The organism is Mucilaginibacter pankratovii (genome assembly GCF_014773265.1).
GTDB lineage: Bacteria > Bacteroidota > Bacteroidia > Sphingobacteriales > Sphingobacteriaceae > Mucilaginibacter > Mucilaginibacter pankratovii.
In genome coordinates, this window is the sequence record NZ_JACWMY010000002.1 from 341,618 (window position 1) to 361,471 (window position 19,854).

Here is a 19,854-nt window from a genome sequence, read left to right on the forward strand (position 1 = left end):
TTGTCGGTGTCACCAAATACTTTTACATAAGCAGAAATACATTCCATCCTGATTGCCCGCGGCAGCTCAGAATTATCGGCGAATTTAAATATCAAATAGTCGAATCCTGAATAGTCTAATACCACGTGATTGGAGATTAGATCATCGGTAGTTTGTTGAGAATTTCCGTGGCGTGATTTAAACCACCACCAGTACTCATTCTGGATGCTTTCGAGTTGGTCGATAAAATCGGATATCAAATTAATAAATTGTTGCCCGGGATACATAAAATGTTGATTAATTTATAAATCGTTGCCAACATTTATGCCATCAGCCAGGCAAACGGGTATTTGTGCAAATTACGGGAAATAATACCGCCCGCGGCGGCGAATGCTACAGAAACGGCTCAAATCATATCAATTGATATATCCTCTTTTTAGTAAAGGTGCGTTTCAATTTAAACAGCTATTTGCTCACGTGTGGCGAGAGAAAACTAAAAAACAACTCATTCAGTTAAAATATCGTTTCTCTTTAGTTTTTTAAATAAAAAATTCATAATTTAACCTTTGATAAAAAATACTGCAATTTTAGCTAAATACCCCTTCCATATTATTTAAATTACCATCCATATTTACAATCGCAATTAATTTAAAAGAAATGATTAGAAGCAATCAAGAGATCATAGAGGCAGTTCGATTATTGGAAAATAACCTGGAAACCTGCCAGCCTGTTAGCGCGTTGGGAGTCGACAACTCGAAACAGATCATGATTATGATAGAAGTGATCTCAATGGATCATGCCCAAAACTGGATAGATAATAAATACCTCACCTTTCCTCAAAACATGAGAGAAAAGCTTGAGAATACGGAATGGAGAACCGCTACCGATGCAAGGGAGTGGCTCGACGGGGAATTTGAAATTGAAGATCTGCTATATCCGGAAGGCACGGTACAAAAAAATTGGTCGAGTATTTTCCCTGGTTTAAGTATCAAAAATTAGTGCTACAATAATTGGCGCGTAATAAGATCAACGAATCTTATAGGCACGCGGATTTAATCAGTTAATTATGGATAAACACTACGGACAGATAGTTGCAAAGATTTTGATTAGTAACGGATATTTGATAGGCGATATTGCCCGCAAATTGATGGTTAACACCCGGACGATTCACAATTGGCTTCAAACGAAAAACCTTAATGGCGCAATAATTTCCGTTATAGGCAATGCAATTGATTTCGATTTTAGACCGCATTTACCAGAAGTATTTGTTAGTAAGCGCCCCTCAAGAATATTCATTGTAGATGATGCAGAACTTGATAGCGTTATTGTAAAAATTGGGTTGGAGCAAGTTCTGGGTAAACTCGACATTGAATTATTCAATAATGGAGATGCAGCCATCAACAAGTTGTTACAAATAAGTATAAATGATCCCTCCTATTTTCCCGACTATATTTTTCTCGATTTAAATATGCCTGTTATGGGAGGATGGGAATTTTTAGAAGCATTTCACCAACTCGACATCGATCCGGATAATAAGATTCGAATATTTATATTATCCTCGTCAATTTCCCGGGCCGACGTATTAAAATCTATTTCCAACCCGTTGATAGAAACTTTTCTCTCTAAACCAGTTGAATTAAATACAATTCGCTCAATTTTTTGCGGGGTGTAACGATACTGGCACTCTGCGCGAGAGTGCCATCACAAAATTGGCACGTTAATGGGTAACTCTTTAATTTATTATCCCGTTCGCCATCGCAAAGCGAACTAAAGCGGCGGTATTACGTGCGCCCGTTTTGTCAATAAGCCCTTGCCTGTATCCTTCAATAGTACGTTTGCCCGAGTAAGTTTTATCGGCTATCTCCTGGTTAGTATAGCCATCTGCTATTAAGCTCAGTATCTCCAATTCCTTTTCTGAGAATTCAATACCACGCTTAGAAAGATTTGGAATTTGGTCGGGAATAGTAAGTAACCTGTCTAAAAACTTGGTTGACAATTGTGAAGAGACATATTGGTTATTTTGCGATATATGCTTAATAGCAAAAATCAATTCATCGGCACCAATGCTTTTCAAAAGGTACCCTATAGCCCCCATTCTAAAAGCCTTCGTTACATATTGTTCATTATCATGTACACTTAATACAACTGATTTAATTTCGGGATGGCTAGTTTTTAAGCTTTCTACGAGCTCAAGCCCTCCCATTCCTTGCATACTGATGTCCGTCAGGACAATATCAGCAATAATACCCTGTTTCAACAGCGCTAACACAGTTGCACCGTCGTCAGCCTCACCTACTATTTTACATAGTGGTTCTCTATCTAACAATGCTTTAATGCCGTTTCTAACAAGATTGTGGTCGTCGGCAAGAATAATGTTAATCAAGGTGTATTCTAATTTATATAAGCGGATTTGATAACAATCATTTTAACGGCCTCGCGAAAGCTCTAATATCATGTGTAACAATCTAAGTTAAATAACAATTAGGTTTACGGGTTAAACGATATAAAAACTACTGTGCCTTTGCCAATTGCCGATTCGATTTTCAAATCGCAATTATATAAGGCCAAGCGATTTTTAATGCTGCTAAGACCGGTACCACTTGGACTTACCAGTTGCTCGGGGTAATTGAACCCTTTGCCATTATCTTTCAATTCAATCTCTATTCTTTTAGTTATCCTTATTTTAATATCGATTAAACTGGCACCCGAGTGCTTAATAGAATTATTAATTAGCTCCTGTATAATTCTAAAAATATTTAATTCAAGGTTTAACGGCGGCCTAAATTTATTTTTAAGAAACGTTGTTCTTATCTCTAACCTGTTTGAAGATAACCGGTCTGCTAATTCCGTTAAAGTGGCTTGCAAGCCAAATTCCACTAAAATAGATGGCGCAAGTTCAAAAGATATATTACGCACATCACTAATTGCCTGCTCCACCAGGTGTTCAATTTCTAAAACAGCCGGCGTTTCTGTTGTTTTGGGTTTTAAAATGTCAAGTTTCATTTTTACGCCATACAATAATTGGTTTACACTATCGTGTAGAGCGTTACTTATACGCCTTCTTTCACTCTCTTCAGCTTCTATGATTGCAAGCGATATTTGTTTTTGCTGACTTGCTTTTAATTCCCTATCATGTTTCTCTGCAAGCACTTGATCAGTAACATTAATCATGATGCCGGCGAGGCGCTTAATACTATTATTATCGGTAATCACTTGCCCTTTAGTGCGGCAATAGCAAATTTCCCCGTTTTGCGTTGGAAACCTGCAAACTACATCTGTTGGTACACCAAAATCTATAGATTTCCGGAAACTGGATTCTACCATTGGCCGATCTTCGGGGTGGATGTAATCGATAAAAGTTCTGTATCGGCCGTCAAAATCAACATCGGGTATTGGGCACATCAGGCGATTAAATAACACCAGATAAAATCTCATAGTGTAGATTTCCAATTCCCACGTGCCGGCGTGTGATGCCTCCAGCGACAGTTCTAACTGTTCCTTAGATCTGTCAACATTGTAGGCGCCTGTTAACGTATCAGTAAGGTTCTTTAAAACCAAATAATAAGTTATCCGCCCGTTTTGTTTTAAGCTTGCGCCTTCAGTACAGGCGTGCAAAACTTTTTTATCGGGCAGCACAAATTTTAATTCGCAATTGTTGGCAACCTGGTTTTGAGATAATCGGTCTAAAAACCCGTCGAAATCTCTTATATATTCAGATGTTATAAACGCAGAAAATTTTTTTCCGATTATACTTTCGCTGCTTACTCCGAATAAACCTGCACCTTTGATATTAACCTGATCAATTATACCATCCCTATCTAACAAAAAATAGGGAAAGGGTGCGAGATTGAAAAGGTTAGAAAAAAGCAAAATCTGCTCCTCCGATTCGCTGATTGAATTTTTAGTGGCAATAAGATTTTCAACATGACCCATTTTAAGGTCACCAGGATTATCAGTTGCATCCGGGCGTGATTTTAAACTTGAAATATTATTCAAAGCGATAGTTATAGAGAGTATGAGCGAATCATAAGTTAAACCAGAGCGCACGGCATTTGTTTCAGCATCTTAACACTATCTTATAACAAAAGCCCCCTCGCTATCGCAGCTTAAAGGCTTTTTCTAATTAATTTACAATAAATAATTAACGTGCCAAAAATGCGTTGCAAGCAAACACTTCTGGCACGCTAATTGTGCTTGTACTATTGTTAATTGTAGTTAACTACTTTAAAACATTAGACAAAAAAGTTTTTGATAGAACTTTATCAGCATGAAGGGAGTATTTAGTGGTCCATTTTAATATGCCATATGCTCCCTCCTGGGTGCTTTTGTAAGGCTCATCAAATAATTCATAAACCATGGCTACTTTAACTTGGGGATTGAGTTTACACTTTGCCACAAATTTAGTTACAAAAGCGTTTTGGTCAGCCTCATTGGTTAAGCTTGTTGCTTTATACCGATAATTAAATTCGGTAAACCAAATAGGTTTTGTTGGAAACAACGCCGACAATTTTAGAGTGATATCAGGAATTCCGGGGCCTTTAGCAGCAGCGCCTTCCATATCAGAGTACCAGTTATAGGCAACAACGTCAAACTTAACGCCATACCATTCGCACATTCTTAAAAAACCATAATGCAACCAGCCCGCAGAGATCATGGTTTTAGCATCAGAATCTTTAGCCTTAATGCCATCGTCCATACCCTTTAAGTACGCAGCTACAACATTAAATTTATCGCGGTAATAATCGTTTTGGCTTTGCCCGGTTTTTTGAGACATTAACAAGGGCAATTCCAGGTCATTCCCTAAATTATAATAAGTAAAATACGCCCCGTATTTAGCAGCAAAATTACCACCCAATGTTTTACCTTTCTGATAAGATTCGGCTTGCGAATCAGCGTAGTCTAACGTGCGTAAATACAGCATTGGTAAAATTTTCACTCCGCCGTTGGTAGCCGCAGCTTGTAAAGCGTCTAATAAGTCCGAAGAAGATGCACTACCATCAGATTTTGTTTGTACGTTAAGCCTGTACCACGTCATCCCCCTGTCTTTCAACATTTGAATTTGTTTAGCCGGTGAAGTTGCCAGATACGGTGCATCGCCCATATGACCGTTAATACCAAGGGCAAGGGCACTACCAGATAATTTAGATACCGGTGTGGTTGTAGCAAGCATTAAATCTGCAGCCTTTGTTCCAAAGCCCACGGTTTCGGTGGCCGGTTCTACATCAAGTTCTTTTTTGCAGGAAGCAAAGGTTACAGCAACAAGGCAAGTTAGCAGCGCAGTTTTTTGTAAAGTTGATTTTAGCATAAGTTGTTTGGGTGTTTAGTCAATAGTTAACCTTTTAACGGTATTTGTAAAGACAATGTTGCAAATAATTAATTATTTTTTTAAATAATTAAAAACACCAATGCACTTTGGTATAAAATATTGCAATAAAGATATATTTATTTTAAATATTTATCAATAATTAAAATACTTAAAACAATTGTGTGCTTTTTGTGTGAAATTTTCAAAAATTGATATTTTTTTATCTCAAAACAATCTAACGCCTAATATTTTCGAAATATAATTTCAACAGGATAGAAAAATTGTATTTTTTTAAATAGAAAGAATAAAACTCAGGTAATTAAACATGGAAAATTAACCCTTAAAAGACCGGATTATTGTCCATCCTGAGCTATCGCGACATTATTACAGCAAGATTGTATACCAAACTGTGGCTCGCACGACCCGACTTTAATGGCGGTGATTGGTATTTTAGTAATATGAGATCACTAAAGCCCTACCGGTTAACCATAAATTATTTGGGGTTGAAGTTGCCCTTCCAGGTCTATCAAATTGTACAAAATAACAATGCTGTAATATATCAGCTGAAGTGCAGGGGCCTAAGTTATATAGTAATAAACGAAAGCGGCGCATGGGCATTTATGGCTCAGCTGACCCCCTGCCAGGCGCTGAAAGATGTTATTGTTAAACGACTAAAACAACACGCTTTAAATATTCACACACCTCCTCGTTTAAATGCGGGAAATTCACCGATGTGAAATAACGTGCAAATTGCACAATTACGGTAACGAAGCTACCGTGTAGCGAGGTCCCGGACAGCGATTGGCTAAGGAATTGCTTATTTTTAAGCATACTTATCCATCATGAAAAACTTTACTATTAATTGTATTATCAAAAATGAGCTTCAAAAGCTTACCGTCAAATTCAGGCAATCTTCTATAGCCTATTTTTATATTTACAAGGATAATTTTTGGGTGGGCACAGTAAGTAAATGTGGCGATCAACAATACCATTTAATTTCTTACAGTAAATTTTCCATATCTCAAAAGGATATCAACGCCATAGGCGAGCAGTTAGATGTACACGAGCGTTTGATATTGTCTCCCAAAAACCCATTTAGAACATTCAACGCTGCATAACAATCATGGCCCTGTGCATTTGTGTGAAAAAATTATTCGCTTTAGTGAATAATTACACACAAAAAGGACAACCTAAATCGGCATAATACTTTAATGTTAAACATTATATAGCTTTATGATTATAGCTAAAAAGCTAAGGAAATTAATATTAAGTAATCATAATTAATGCACAAAATATTTATTAAAAACCCCCTGTATATAAGTTTTATTGCAGGTTTAATTAGTTTACAAGGTTGTAAATTAGATGCTCCTATTTACCCTGACAATAGTGGTTCGCATAATTCGCCTACAGTTGATGATGTTAAAAAGCCGCATTTATTCGTATCCACTTACGTACAAGGCATAAACACATTACCACATCCTTCAAGGATATGTACTACTGCTGATGGCACCATGTACATCACCTCCGCCATTGAGGGCAAAGTGTTTAAAGTTACAACGACGGGCATCGTGACTACGGTTTTAAAAAACGTTAAAAACCCGGTCGGCATTAAATCCGATTCCAAAGGAAACGTTTATGTGATGCTAACCAGGGAAAATAAGATAGCGAAAATCGCCCCGGGCGGCACTATTACCACCGTAAAAATAAATGCTGATATTAATTCAGCGCAGGATCTGGCAATAGCAGGTGACGGAACTTTGTACATAGCTGACACCGGTAATAGCAGGATACTACAGGTAAATACCGATGGTATTGTTACTACATTGGCAGGTAAAATTGCAACATTCGGCCTGAAGGATGGCATTGGGCAAGATGCCCATTTCAGCACCCCTACTAATATAAGACTTGCCTCTGACGGGTTTTTGTGGGTAATAGATGGTGACGGCGCTAAAGCCACCGGGCAAACTATTCGCCGGGTGACTAAGAAAGGGCAAGTGAATACCTATTTTACACAGCAGAACAAAGCATTAACTATTATGGATATGGCGCTTGCAAAAATAGACAAGGATCTTAATCCGTCGTCTGCTGTAAACGTGTTTCTGGTTTTCTCTAATAATACTATTATCCATTTTGCTACCAACGGCGTACAAACAACGCTGGCTAAAATTACTACTGCCGGTTTCACCGATGGCGACATTAAAACAGCGCAATTTTCTAATCCTGCCGGGATATCGGTCAATGACAGTTGCCTGTTTATAACAGACCAAGATAATAACGCCTTGCGCAAAATAGCTGCTGTAAAACCCAACTAAAATCTACAAGTAAAACTTTTAAAAATGCCGACCTGAAATTAAACCAGGCCGGCATTTTTTATGAATCGATCTGCAAAAAACGGGCGCTTCATAAAAAAAGCTGTCTCGGGGAAGAGACAGCTTTTAGTTTAAGTATATGGTTTTAGTTAGTTGATAATTTAGTTATTCACTCCTTTCGGAGTATTATCAGGCAACAGATGCAGTATTTTGCAAATGTGATTGAATAAGGCTACTCACCTCGAAAGGGTAAATATGTTTCATGCATATGTTATTATCGCAGGTAAATTTGCCACAACCTGTTACCAAATCACATTCAACCACATGGTTTAATAAAGTTACCTGGCCTTCGGTAAAACTATACGGCTTCCATACATTTATATTAGAGGTTCCGCTAAATAAAATGAACGACTTTTTCCTCAGCATGGCTGCTATATGCGAAAAGCCGGATTCGAGGCCCATAAACAAGCTCGATCGTTTTAGTATGTATATAGATTGCGGTATGGAATATGCCCCAACGCAGTTCACCACATTCGGCATCGCAATAATTGCGGCAATTTCTTCCTGTGTTGCATCTTGCTTAGTTCCTAATACATAAACAGGTATATCCTTGCTTACAACCTTAAGTGTTTCAATAAAACTTTGCACAGGCCAGCGTCTGGATTCGGCACCGGCACCTAAATGCATCACCATAAAATTATCCGGGAAGACATGGTTATTTACAATTTCATAAGGAATGTCGTCAGCCTCCCAAAAATTAGAAAAATCAAAATCAGGTAAGTTCAGGTAATTAAAAAGCGGTTTTGTGAGTCCCGTACTGTGGCCGGTATGGTCAAACGGAAAAACTTCATCTAACAGGGCTCCTCCCCCGCCTACATTATAACCAGCAAAAACTTTATGCCGGGTAAATAATTTGATAAATAAGTTGTTCCGAAGATCTCCGCGAACGTCAAATATAAAGTCTGTTTTAATTTTTCGAAGTTGCTTGAGAAAACCAAAGTAACTCCCTTTTTTACCTCTTGCAAACCAGGGAGCATCAGCAACGGTAACCGAATCAACAAATTTCAATTTGCTGGCAATCGCAAAATTTTGACTGTTTACAACGAGATTAATCTTGTAATTGGATAGTACCTTTAGCTTCTTCAAGGCGGGGAGCATCAAAATAAGATCGCCGATATGTGCAAGTTGTACAATGGTAACTTCTTTAATTACTTGGTTATCGATAACCTTTTTATCACCTTTTCTAAAAATACCCGAAAGCAGTTTATCAGTCAGTTTAATAACCCTTATTTTTTTTGCAGATATATTAGGGCTAAATCTGTATACAATTTCTTTCATGTTTTTATAAGACTAATTTTTGCGCCCGGGCTATTAAAGCTAATCGGGCTTACACGGCTCTCATTTTTTCTATCAGCGAGGTTGAAGAGTGTCCGTTAACAAAATCTATAGTTTTTACAGAGCCACCGTTTGCCAATACCTCGCTTGCACCAACAATATTTTCTATACTATAATCTGCACCTTTAACTAACACATCAGGTAATATAATGGTGATCAGTTCCTTAGGGGTATCTTCATCAAAAACTACAACAGCGTCAACAAAAAATAAAGCGGCAAGTAATTTAGCCCTGTTATCCTGATTGTTTATGGGTCGATTTTCTCCTTTTAAGCGCTTTACAGATGCATCAGCGTTTAAACCGATAACCAGTTTATCGCCAAGTTCAAAAGCTTCTGCCAAATAGGTTATATGGCCAATATGAAGTATATCAAAAACGCCATTTGTAAAAACTATTGTTTTGTTACCGCTTTTCCAGCTTTTAATGGTAGGCGAAATATCAGACGAATGATAGATTTTGTTTTGGATATATTCCATTGCTTCGATGATCATTCTCTTTTATTTATGCAAACAAATCGTCAACCGCTTTACATAAAATATGCCCTATCAAAATATGCATTTCTTGCACACGCGCCGTAACTTCTGAAGGTACAACAATGTTAATATCGCACATGGTATTCATCCTGCCCCCTCCTCGGCCTGTTAAGCCGATAGTCCTACATCCGGCAATTTTTGCTGTTTCTAAAGCATTCAAAATGGAGATACTATTTCCGCTGGTAGATATACCGATGAAAAGATCTCCGTGTTGTGCAAAGGCTTCTAACTGCCTGGAAAAAACAAATTCGTAACCATAATCATTGGCAATTGCTGTAAGCGCCGAAGTATCAGTTGTTAACGCCATACCCGGCAAAGGCCTGCGTTCCTTAACAAACCTGCCGGTCATTTCTGCTGCAATATGTTGCGCATCGGCCGCACTACCGCCATTGCCGGCAAGATAAATTTTATTATTGTTCTTAATAACATCCTGTATAACCTGGCAGCTTTGTTCTATTTGGGATGATGTGTTTGCTATCAGATCTTGTATAGCTGTTAGATGGTCGTTGAGTTCTTGTAATACCATAATATATTTAGTTTACGGCCTGCAGTTTGTGCATTTCGTTTTCAATTTCAATAATAATTTCGTCTATTGTAGTGGTAGCGCTACCTATTTGGCGAATTACAATAGCTGCCGCATGATTAGCAATTTCGCACGCATCCACAACATTTAAACCTAAAGCGACGAAATAGGATACAGTGGCCAGCACGGTATCACCCGCACCTGTAACGTCATAAACTTCGGTAGCCTTAACCGGTAAAGCGGTAGCCCCTTGTTTGCCAAAGATCATCATACCCTCTTCAGACAGAGTCACTATTAAATTTTCAACTTCCGTTTGTTCTAAGATAATGTTTGCCGCAACCTGTAAGGCTTCAGTTGTCTCTATATTTTCCAGTTTTGCAGCAACAGCCAGTTCACTTCTGTTGGGTTTTATGATAAAGGCATTGCTGTATTTGGTATAATTATTCCCCTTGGGATCAATTATTACTTTTTTATCAAAACTTTTAGCAACGGTGATAATACGGCGGGTAAGCGTTGAGGATAAAAAGCCTTTGTTATAGTCAGACAATACCACAACATCAGCGCTTTCAATAAGCCTAGACAACTGCTCCATCAGATTATTCTCTGCAACTATGTCAAGATTATGTGTGCACTCTTTATCAAGCCTGGCCAGTTGATGCCCATCAACTAATATTCTTGTTTTTACAGTAGTTGTACGGTCTTTGTCTGTTAGTATGCCGTCAGTACTAACACCTTCATTGTTCAAAATGCTTATCACTTGCGCTCCGGCAATATCATCACCTATAGCGCCGCTAACCGCTACCACCGCACCCAGCGATACCAAATTCTGAACTACGTTGCCAGCACCACCTAAAGTAAAATACTCCGATTTTAGATTAACAACTGGCACAGGCGCCTCTGGCGAAAGCCGATTGGCCTTTCCGTGGAGGTAATGATCGATCATTAGATCGCCGATAACCAATATTGCAGGTTGCTTCCCGGCATACCTTACGTTTCTTATTTTATCGATTAACATATCTTAAAATTATAGTTAAAAATCAAATTATGAATTATATGCTAATAGGCATTTTTATCACCTTTGAGCACCTGGAAAATCGTCATGAACACTATCTTCAAATCAAGAGACATCGACCAGTTCTCTAAATACCAGATGTCATACTCCACACGTTTTTGCATTAGTAAAGGATCTTTCGTCTCTCCCCTATAACCGCTAACCTGTGCCCAACCGGTAATGCCCGACTTTAAAAAATGCCTTACCATATACTGGTTGATGATTTGGCTGTACTCGTTCGTATGGGTTAAAATGTGCGGTCTTGGCCCTATTACGCTCATTTCTCCTAAAAACACGTTAAAAAACTGTGGAAGTTCGTCGAGGCTGGTCTTCCTTAAAAAACGGCCTATCTTTGTAATACGGTCATCATCCTTGGTAGCCTGCCGTTCACCGGCATTTACTTTCATGCTTCGGAATTTGTAGCAAACAAAGTCCTTATTGTCTTTACCGCTACGTAATTGCTTAAATAAAATTGGGCCCGGGCTTTGTAACTTTATAAGTAACCCAATAACCGGGTATAGCCAACTGAGTAAAAACACAATAACCAGCGAACTAAACACAATATCAAACAGCCTTTTCTTAACCCTGTTACCTATATCTTCAAGAGGTTCATTACGATGACTTAACACTGCAAACTCGCCCATGTAGCTAACTTTTAAATGATTTAACATTGACGCTGACATATCAGGTATCAATTTCAATCGGAGACATTCTTTTTCTGCTTCGCGTTGAAGCAGGTCATATTCATAGATCCTATCAGGAGAAAGCGATAAATAAATTTCCTTGATACCGCTGGCAGAGGCAGATTTTATCTGGCTTATGATGGACGGTAGCACGAGTCCGTTACTATCTAGGTAAGAAGCGTTATCCTGATCCAGAAAACCTTCAAAAGCAAAATGACTATCCTGCTCTTTAAAGAAATTTGCCAGCTTTAGCGCAACGGCATTATTCCCTATTACTGCTACAGAACGTGCGATTTTAAAATGTTTTTTAAACAGCGTTTCAGATAAAAAATACAGGTAGCTGTTTACCATCATACAAAGCAGCATAATTGTATAAAACATAAACGTCGAACTCAATGCAGAGTCGGCGCCTTTTGAAATAAGAATGTACGGGGAGAACAGGATTGCAAAAAGGACAAAGCTCTTTAAAGTTAACGCAAAACTATTTTGGCGACTATGTACAAACTTTCGGTTATACAAGCCAAAGTAAATTGCTGTAAATATCCAAAGGTAATTAGCAACAATGAGCTGGCTTGTAAAATTGTTTATTCCAAAGCTGTTGTGGCTAAATGCTGTGATAAATGAGAAGTTGGTGATGACAATATCTATAACGGACATTGCCAAATAGACCATATAAAGGTAGCGTGTTTTCATGGGCAGATGGGACTAAATAATTTCGAGTATGTTATACAAGTAGCTTGTTTTAAAATAATTTTTTAATAAAATGCTCAAAACTTTATTAAATACATTTTTATTGATACCGTAATCATGTGCAATTATACATCCATTTTATTCATAAAAAGGCCCAACACGTACTGTTGGACCTTTATTGAGAAAATGTGTGAACCTTTTTCGTGCGCCTAAAGAGCGCTTTCGATTTTTAGCTCGCTGATGGCTTTACGGCCTACACTATTGTAATAAAAACCATGTTCAACCATTTGCTCCAGCCCGAATAAATTCCTCCCGTCAAATATCACCTTGCTTTTCAACAAAGCACCAACTTTGACAAAATCGGGGTTCCTGAAAACGCTCCATTCGGTTAATATCAGCAATGCGTCCGCGCCGCGCAAGGCGTCGTATTGGTTGTCTGCAAATGCTACTTTATCGCCTAGTAAATCTTTTACATTGGCCATTGCTTCAGGATCATAGGCCACTACGTTTGCACCGTGCTGTAGCAAGGCTTCTATAATTTCTAAAGCCGGTGCTTCGCGTATATCATCAGTCTCAGGTTTAAAAGCCAGTCCCCATAACGCAAATGTTTTACCGCTTAGTTCTCCGTCGTAATACTTTTTAATCTTATCAACAAGAACAGTTTTTTGTAAGGCGTTAACCTCCATTACAGAGTTTAATATCTTAAAGTCGTACTCATTTTCCTGAGCAGATTTAGCCAGCGCCTGTACATCTTTAGGGAAGCAACTACCGCCGTAACCTATGCCAGAAAACAAAAACCTTTTGCCGATACGTTCATCCGCACCAATTCCAAGTCTTACCATATCCACATTGGCGCCAACCTTTTCGCATAAATTGGCCACCTCGTTCATAAAGGAAATTTTTGTGGCCAGGAAGGAGTTTGCGGCATATTTTGTTAATTCAGATGACCGTTCATCCATAAAAATGATAGGATTACCCTGGCGAACGTATGGAGTATACAGTTCTGTCAAAATCTTTTTGGCCCGGTCGTCCGTAGTGCCAATCACAATCCGGTCAGGTTTCATAAAGTCTTCTATGGCTACGCCTTCGCGTAAGAACTCCGGGTTAGAAACAACGGCAACCTGGATATCCGAATACTGTTCAAACATTGCCTTTACTTTATCAGCTGTACCCACCGGCACTGTTGATTTTGTAACGATTACTTTATAGGAAGACGTGATCAATGCGATATCCCTTGATGCTCCCAGCACATAGCTTAGGTCGGCAGAGCCGTCGCCGCCCGGAGGCGTTGGTAACGCTAAAAATATAACTGCCGCTTCTTTCACGGCTTCCGCTAAATTCGAAGTAAAATTAAGTCTGCCTTCAGCGATGTTGCGATGAAGCAAGGTTTGAAGCCCCGGTTCATAAATAGGAGATTCGCCGTTTCTCAGCATCTCAACCTTTTGCTGGTTTATATCAACGCAAATTACGTCGTTCCCGGTTTCGGCTAAACAAGTGCCGGTAACAAGGCCAACATAGCCTGTACCGATAACTGCAATTTTCATAGTATTTATATTAGATGATTAAATATTTAGTTGATTTTTTATTCTCGTTCGGCCGATTTACCCAGGCTGACCATAAATTTTTCGCGGGCAGTAATAACGGATAGATAGTACCTGATGTAAAAAACTAACAGCTTCTGCGTTACATGCATTTGTTTCCCTTTTGATAATATCAACGGGATGCTTTTAATAGGCGGCCGAAGGTCATAAATGAACTTTACCGCCGATTGAAAAAAACTTCCTGTGGCTTTACTAAAGTTAGCCTGGCCACCTCCAACGCGTTTAGCTTTTTTCACCAATTCTGCCAGGTGATGCCTCGCCGGATGACTCACGATAACCTTATTAGCGTATTGAATTTTGTGGTTTGCGTTGCGCGCCCTTACCGCCCATTCATAGTCACCACCGGATAAGAGATCCTCCCTAAACATGCCTACTTCGTTGAAAACGTGCTTAAAAGAGAACATATTGGCGGTTACACCAGTACCATCCTGTTCCACATAAATATCCTGGTTAAATGCATAAACCGTTTCGTAAAGCTCCGCGTTGGTAAGCTTGTCCGATTTATAGTATAATCTTATTTTTCCAGCAATGCGGGCAAAGTTATCGTCCTCTTCAAAAGCTGTTACAGCGTTGCTAATCCAATCCTGGTCGGGTATGCAGTCTGAATCCGTAAAGCCAATAATTTCGCCAACAGACAGCTTAATTCCAGTGTTACGGGCAACGTACGAGCCAGGCCGGCTCTCAACTACTATTTTACAGTTTTTGGGGATGAAGTAGTCTTCCGGTACCTTGTCGGCTGTATAATTATTCACTACGATAATTTCGAAAAAATTGGCATCGTAGGTTTGATTGGCTAAAGATTGAAGGCATAAAGACAGCCTGGCCCAATCTTTATAAGTGGGTATGATGATCGAAACAAATTTCGGGGTCATATAAATTAATTAAATGTAGATGTAATGGCGGTGAAGCCTATTTCAATTGTTTTAAGTACAATTTAGTTTTAAACTTCATCTGCTTAAGCAGGCTAACACGCAAATTATATTGCTGTAGCAAACTGTTTGCATATGCGGGGAAACTGGCGTAGTTATTTGTGATTTCTGTATAAACGTAATTGTCAATTGCGGAATGTAATTGGGGTGTAAGTAAGGAGCGGTACCTTAATTCATTTTTAATGCGCATCCGCAGTTGAATGCGGTTGTTCAAAATTTGCTTTAGTTTTTCTTTATCAGTTGTTTTTGATACCGAATTAGCCGAAAAATGAATAATGGTATTCAAACTTCTATCTATGGATATGTTGGCTCTATTTTTCAATAGCCTGAACAAGAGGTCGTACTCCTGAGATGAGGTTAGGTGTTCGTCCCAGCCTTTTACCTGCAAAAGCGCAGTGGTGCGCCACAGGTTTGAACTGGTGATACCGAGGTTAGAGGTGATCAGCCCTTTCCAAATGTTGCTATCGGTACGCCTGGTAACTTCGGTATTATTGTTATGGTATTTAAGCAAGCATTCTCCGGCAACAACGTCGGCATTGGTGTCGGCTGCAATTCTCAGCTGCTTCGATATCTTGTCGGGAAGCAGCTCATCGTCGGCATCTAAAAATTGTATCCATTCGCCTTTTGCATGTTTTAGCCCATAATTACGGGCAGCAGGGGCACCTTTTTTTGCCTCCTTAAAAACTTGGATCAATTCTGGGTACTTACATTGCTGGTCTATCAATGCATCAAAAGTGTTGTCGGTAGAATTGTTTTCAACAAGGATTATTTCAACGTCTTTAAACGACTGCGCGATAACGCTGGAGATAGCGCGTTCTATAAAACTCTCGCAATTATGACAGGGAATAATTACCGATACCATTTGTTAATTAATTTAATTAAGCTTTTCTAAAGCCATTATATAAAGACGTTAATTCCTCTTTCATCAGCAGCCAAATGGTTACGCCGTAACAACCGCAGGTTAGTGCTCCTATCAAGAGGTAGTTTACTCCTATCCATTTAAAGAAATATGTTACAATAGCAGTAATAACTGCCGCAATAACGGGCGCCTTTATCGCTATTAAAAACTCTCTGAAAGTAATTTTTATGGGAATTAGGTAATTGAACGTGTACTGTGCAAAAAGCACTACAACCACTTTATTTAACAAAATAGCCCAGGCAGCGCCGGTTATGCCATAGTAGTAAATACCTATAGCCAATGATGGTAAAAATATAAGCGCCTTTAAAATCTGTTGTTTCATCTCGAGCCCCGGTTTACCAAGCCCTCTTAACAAGGCGGTGTTACCACTAACTAATATGTGCAGCATTACTGATAATGATAATATTTGCAATGGCGCTACGGTTTCGCTCCATTTGGCCCCGAATATCTTTACTACAAACTGCTCGCCGGACACAATGAAATAAACCATGATAGGGAATATGCACAGGCAGTTAAAAAGGATAACTTTTAAATAGTATCGTTTTAAAGATTCCGGGTCGCCTTGTTTTTTACCGTAAATGGGGTACATTACGTTATTTATCACAGCCATTAGCCTTCCTCTGAAGGTATCTGTTAAAACAAACGCCAGCGTGTAGATACCTAATGAAGATGCACCTAACAATTTCCCTATCAAAAGGTAATCAATATTATTATACAGGTAGTTTAAAATATTGGACCCCGTAGTGTATACGCCGAAACCAAACACATCTTTAAAGGCCTGCTTCTCCATAATGAAAGCGGGTTTCCACCTCGTTGCATTAAAGAATAGCGGCATTGCAAATAATACCGTTGCAACTGAGTTGAATACCAGCGACCAAACCCCGGCCCCCATCAATGCCATAACCAGGGATATGGTGCCCGCCAGTATGTTGGACGTATTGTCTATAAAAGCAAGTTTTTTAAAGTTCATTTGCTTGGTTAGCTGTGCCTTATGCACCAGGTTAACCGGGCTAAACAAAATACCAATACTCAGAACCGGGATGATCTGCCGCAGCATAGGCTCGTGGTAAAAAGTTGCCGCAAGCTGTGCAACACCTAAACTCATGATGAGGTACAGGAACACCGACCATATTACACCTACCCAAAATGCCGTATGGAAATGTTCATTCCGCAGATCTTCGGCTTTTTTTTGCACTAATGCGGCACCCACTCCTAAATCGTTAAGTACCTGTACAAAACCGGTGAATACTACGGCCATACCCACAAGGCCAAACTGACTCGGAAATAGTAGCTTAGCAAGAATAAGCTTAAGCCCAAAAGCAAAGGCCTGGTTGATAATCATTTGAACAAAATTCCAAATGATACCACTGGCAACTAATTTTTTATCGGTTTGTATAACTGGCTTTTTTAGGATACTCTCCATTTAAAATTATAATAAATTGTACTTATCACTTACAAAGCGTTGTTTAAACAAGATGCTTTTCAACCTCTTCTTCTTCTTGTGGTGCTGCACAAGCGGTAATAAATTTGTATAAGGCCTGGTGCTTATCAATGTATTTATCTACAGAAAATTTACCGGCTTCATTTACGCAGTTCAGTTTCTTTTCAGCCAGTTCATCCCGGTTATTTAGTATGTGAGTTACCTGTGCCAATAAATGACCCGATTGAGGCGAAAATATCCATGAACTGTCCGGGCTGTAAAGTTCTTTTAATCCCCCCCTATCAGATTGACATACCGGCACCATATTAGACAGAGACTCTATTACAATTCGCCCAAATGGTTCATTCCATAATGCCGGTACTATTAAAACATCTATGCTACTGTAGAAATCTGCTGGCTTTACAACACCTAAAAACTCGTGCTCAATCCCCACAAGCTTGGCTTCAAGCTTGTTGACGAAGTCAACTTCCCCCTTCCCGGCAAGCACCAGTTTAATGCCATTCTGTAATTTGGCCGACAGTAGTGCCAATTCATCTACCATGTATTCAACGCCCTTATCTTTGTCAATACGGCCAATATAGCCGAATACAACCTTGAGTGAAGTGGCATTGATTTTCAACGACGATTCACTCGTGTCAACCGCGTTATAAATAACACTGCTATTATCGCTTACCTCTTTACTATAAGCATTATACTTGTCTAAGATGAAGTTGCTGATACCTATAAAGTGATCCGGATATTTAAAAAAGCCCTTCTTTACAGAATTGGTTAAGCCACAAGGCGCGCATAACGACTGGCAATTACCGTTATTATACATATTGCACTTATGGCAAAGCATGTAATAGTCGCGCATGGAGTGTACCAAAGGAATATTTAAAGACTTTATAGTACGCCAGAGAAATGGCGAAAACCCTTGAATACTATTTGTATGCACGATATCGGGCGCTACCCTTTTGAGTATTGCCTTTATTTTATTATGGTAAGAAAAGTTAAAGGAATCCAGCAAGTGCCATAACACTTTGCTCACTTGAGAACGTTCCCTCTTTTCGTAGCTATTGAATATATTTTGTTGCTTAATACTAATTACTACTACCCCATTAACCCGGTAAACTCTATCCTCTAAACCTGTAGTGAGCACATAAACTGTATTACCAGCTGCAAACATACCTTCAGCAAGGAGTTTAACAGATATTTCAGCTCCGCCAACAAAGGCCGGGAAATAGTAAGTATTAGTGATCAGAATCCTCATGCAACAATCGCTTTTGGTGTTAAAACATCTACTACTTCTGCAGGTATCCCTTTAGCTAACGAGTATTTCCTAAGAACGAATTGCCTGATCTTAGATACAAACGCGCCTTCATCGAATGATTCGGCATGTTTGCGGATAAATTCAGGGTCGAAATCCAGCATTTCAAATTTCTTAACAGCACCTGTTAACGACTCTTTGGTTTGCTCTTCAAAAAACACAGCTGTCGACCTAAAAGAGTCGCCTTCATAGGGTATCATAGTTTCCAATACGCCGCCTTTGCCGTAAGCAATTACCGGCCGGCCCGAAGCATTAGCTTCCAGAGGTGTTATCCCGTAGTCCTCTAACTGTGGAAAGATAAATGCCTTGCAGTTTGCGTATACACCTGCAAGTTCTTCGCTGTTAAGGCCGCTTAAAAAAGTTATGTTAGGACCAGATTTTTTCTTGATCTCTGTTTCCATCGATCCTTTCCCCACTACAACCAATTTCTTATCTGGCATATCTATAAAAGTATCAATCACCATGTCCACCTTTTTGTAAGGTTCAAAACGCGATACAACTAAATAATATTCGCCGGCGGTGCCCGAAAGGAAGAACTTATTACATTTAACCGATGGGTTAATGATGGTTACCTCATTTTTTGGTTGGTAAGCCGCTTTTATTCTTGGCAGCACTTCCCGGGAATTGGTAATGAACCAATTGGTTTTATCAGCAAAGTCTTTATCAAGACCTTTTAAAAAAGTTAAAACTTTGTTGTAAACAAATTTCTTAACGAAGCCCGAATTAAACACTTTCTCATAAGACTCAGTACTCCAAACCAAACGAAACGGGTTATGGCAATAGGTGATGATAAGCGTATTGGGGCTTGTTTTGATATATTTAGCACAATGTGTAGTGGATTGCAATACGATATCATACCCGCTAACATCTAATTGCTGCATTGCCAAAATCCCTAAAGGGAAATAAAATCTTTTACAATTTTTCTCGCTGCGGATGAATTTGCCAAACCAGCTGGTCCTTACTTCGCAATCCTTAAATTCAGGGTAAGTATTTTGCGAATCGTAACTTAATGTGTAAACGGGCGCTTCCGGGAAAGCATTATGAAAGCTAAGGGCAACCTGTTCTGCACCTCCTTTACACACAAGATTGTCGTGTACAATTGCTATTTTCATGGTTAATAAATTGGTTTTTTTTAAGTAGATGTTGAGTTTTTTGAGCGGCAAAGCCTGAACAGTAGTATTTAAACTAAAG

The 19,854-nt window shown here is 39.1% G+C and carries 18 protein-coding genes; 4 read left to right on the forward strand and 14 right to left on the reverse strand.

Translation table 11 applies throughout. The annotated features are described in order from the left end of the window. Positions 1 to 744: 744 nt before the first annotated feature. Positions 745 to 978: a hypothetical protein gene (locus IDJ77_RS04465; protein WP_191187729.1), complete on the forward strand. Its 234-nt coding sequence runs from the start codon at positions 745 to 747 to the stop codon at positions 976 to 978. A gap of 67 nt (positions 979 to 1,045) precedes the next feature. Beyond that, positions 1,046 to 1,651, forward strand: coding sequence for a response regulator (locus tag IDJ77_RS04470; RefSeq protein ID WP_191187730.1), 606 nt, complete (start codon positions 1,046 to 1,048; stop codon positions 1,649 to 1,651). A gap of 60 nt (positions 1,652 to 1,711) precedes the next feature. Here the strand turns inward: IDJ77_RS04470 and IDJ77_RS04475 are convergent, their stop codons facing one another. The 3 genes from IDJ77_RS04475 to IDJ77_RS04485 form a co-directional block, all read right to left on the reverse strand. Then, entirely contained in the window at positions 1,712 to 2,362 is a 651-nt protein-coding gene (locus IDJ77_RS04475) for a response regulator (protein ID WP_191187731.1), read from the reverse strand. A gap of 104 nt (positions 2,363 to 2,466) precedes the next feature. Then, entirely contained in the window at positions 2,467 to 3,975 is a 1,509-nt protein-coding gene (locus tag IDJ77_RS04480; protein ID WP_191187732.1) for a PAS domain-containing sensor histidine kinase, read from the reverse strand. 223 nt (positions 3,976 to 4,198) lie between these two features. Next, a complete protein-coding gene (locus tag IDJ77_RS04485) occupies positions 4,199 to 5,284 on the reverse strand; it encodes a glycosyl hydrolase (RefSeq protein WP_191187733.1) in 1,086 nt (361 codons plus the stop codon). An 842-nt stretch (positions 5,285 to 6,126) separates the two neighbouring features. Here IDJ77_RS04485 and IDJ77_RS04490 point away from each other — a divergent pair. Then, a complete protein-coding gene (locus IDJ77_RS04490; protein ID WP_191187734.1) occupies positions 6,127 to 6,402 on the forward strand; it encodes a hypothetical protein in 276 nt (91 codons plus the stop codon). A gap of 165 nt (positions 6,403 to 6,567) precedes the next feature. Continuing rightward, positions 6,568 to 7,596: an NHL repeat-containing protein gene (locus IDJ77_RS04495; protein WP_191187735.1), complete on the forward strand. Its 1,029-nt coding sequence runs from the start codon at positions 6,568 to 6,570 to the stop codon at positions 7,594 to 7,596. Between the two features lie 186 nt (positions 7,597 to 7,782). Here IDJ77_RS04495 and IDJ77_RS04500 read toward each other — a convergent pair whose 3' ends face one another. From IDJ77_RS04500 to IDJ77_RS04550, 11 genes are all read right to left on the reverse strand, one after another. Then, positions 7,783 to 8,931 carry a glycosyltransferase family 9 protein gene (locus tag IDJ77_RS04500; RefSeq protein WP_191187736.1) on the reverse strand — a complete coding sequence of 383 codons (1,149 nt, stop codon included), beginning with the start codon at positions 8,929 to 8,931 and terminating at the stop codon, positions 7,783 to 7,785. A gap of 49 nt (positions 8,932 to 8,980) precedes the next feature. Continuing rightward, entirely contained in the window at positions 8,981 to 9,478 is a 498-nt protein-coding gene (gene rfaE2, locus IDJ77_RS04505; protein WP_224750958.1) for a D-glycero-beta-D-manno-heptose 1-phosphate adenylyltransferase, read from the reverse strand. A 10-nt stretch (positions 9,479 to 9,488) separates the two neighbouring features. Continuing rightward, positions 9,489 to 10,046 (reverse strand): D-sedoheptulose 7-phosphate isomerase, encoded by a 558-nt coding sequence (locus tag IDJ77_RS04510; protein WP_191187737.1) that lies wholly within the window; start codon positions 10,044 to 10,046, stop codon positions 9,489 to 9,491. A 7-nt stretch (positions 10,047 to 10,053) separates the two neighbouring features. After that, entirely contained in the window at positions 10,054 to 11,058 is a 1,005-nt protein-coding gene (locus IDJ77_RS04515; RefSeq protein ID WP_224750959.1) for a bifunctional heptose 7-phosphate kinase/heptose 1-phosphate adenyltransferase, read from the reverse strand. Between the two features lie 41 nt (positions 11,059 to 11,099). Then, positions 11,100 to 12,470: an exopolysaccharide biosynthesis polyprenyl glycosylphosphotransferase gene (locus IDJ77_RS04520; protein WP_191187739.1), complete on the reverse strand. Its 1,371-nt coding sequence runs from the start codon at positions 12,468 to 12,470 to the stop codon at positions 11,100 to 11,102. Between the two features lie 206 nt (positions 12,471 to 12,676). Further along, complete coding sequence (locus IDJ77_RS04525; protein ID WP_191187740.1) at positions 12,677 to 14,011, reverse strand: UDP-glucose dehydrogenase family protein; 1,335 nt, start codon at positions 14,009 to 14,011, stop codon at positions 12,677 to 12,679. A 38-nt stretch (positions 14,012 to 14,049) separates the two neighbouring features. Next, positions 14,050 to 14,940: a glycosyltransferase gene (locus IDJ77_RS04530; RefSeq protein WP_191187741.1), complete on the reverse strand. Its 891-nt coding sequence runs from the start codon at positions 14,938 to 14,940 to the stop codon at positions 14,050 to 14,052. Positions 14,941 to 14,977: 37 nt separating this feature from the next. Further along, positions 14,978 to 15,859: a glycosyltransferase family 2 protein gene (locus IDJ77_RS04535; RefSeq protein WP_191187742.1), complete on the reverse strand. Its 882-nt coding sequence runs from the start codon at positions 15,857 to 15,859 to the stop codon at positions 14,978 to 14,980. A gap of 16 nt (positions 15,860 to 15,875) precedes the next feature. Further along, positions 15,876 to 17,339, reverse strand: coding sequence for a lipopolysaccharide biosynthesis protein (locus IDJ77_RS04540; protein WP_224750960.1), 1,464 nt, complete (start codon positions 17,337 to 17,339; stop codon positions 15,876 to 15,878). A 43-nt stretch (positions 17,340 to 17,382) separates the two neighbouring features. Further along, positions 17,383 to 18,606: a glycosyltransferase family 4 protein gene (locus IDJ77_RS04545; RefSeq protein ID WP_191187743.1), complete on the reverse strand. Its 1,224-nt coding sequence runs from the start codon at positions 18,604 to 18,606 to the stop codon at positions 17,383 to 17,385. Continuing rightward, positions 18,603 to 19,775, reverse strand: coding sequence for a glycosyltransferase (locus IDJ77_RS04550; RefSeq protein WP_191187744.1), 1,173 nt, complete (start codon positions 19,773 to 19,775; stop codon positions 18,603 to 18,605). The genes IDJ77_RS04545 and IDJ77_RS04550 overlap by 4 nt, the downstream gene beginning before the upstream one ends. Between the last annotated feature and the right edge of the window lie 79 nt (positions 19,776 to 19,854).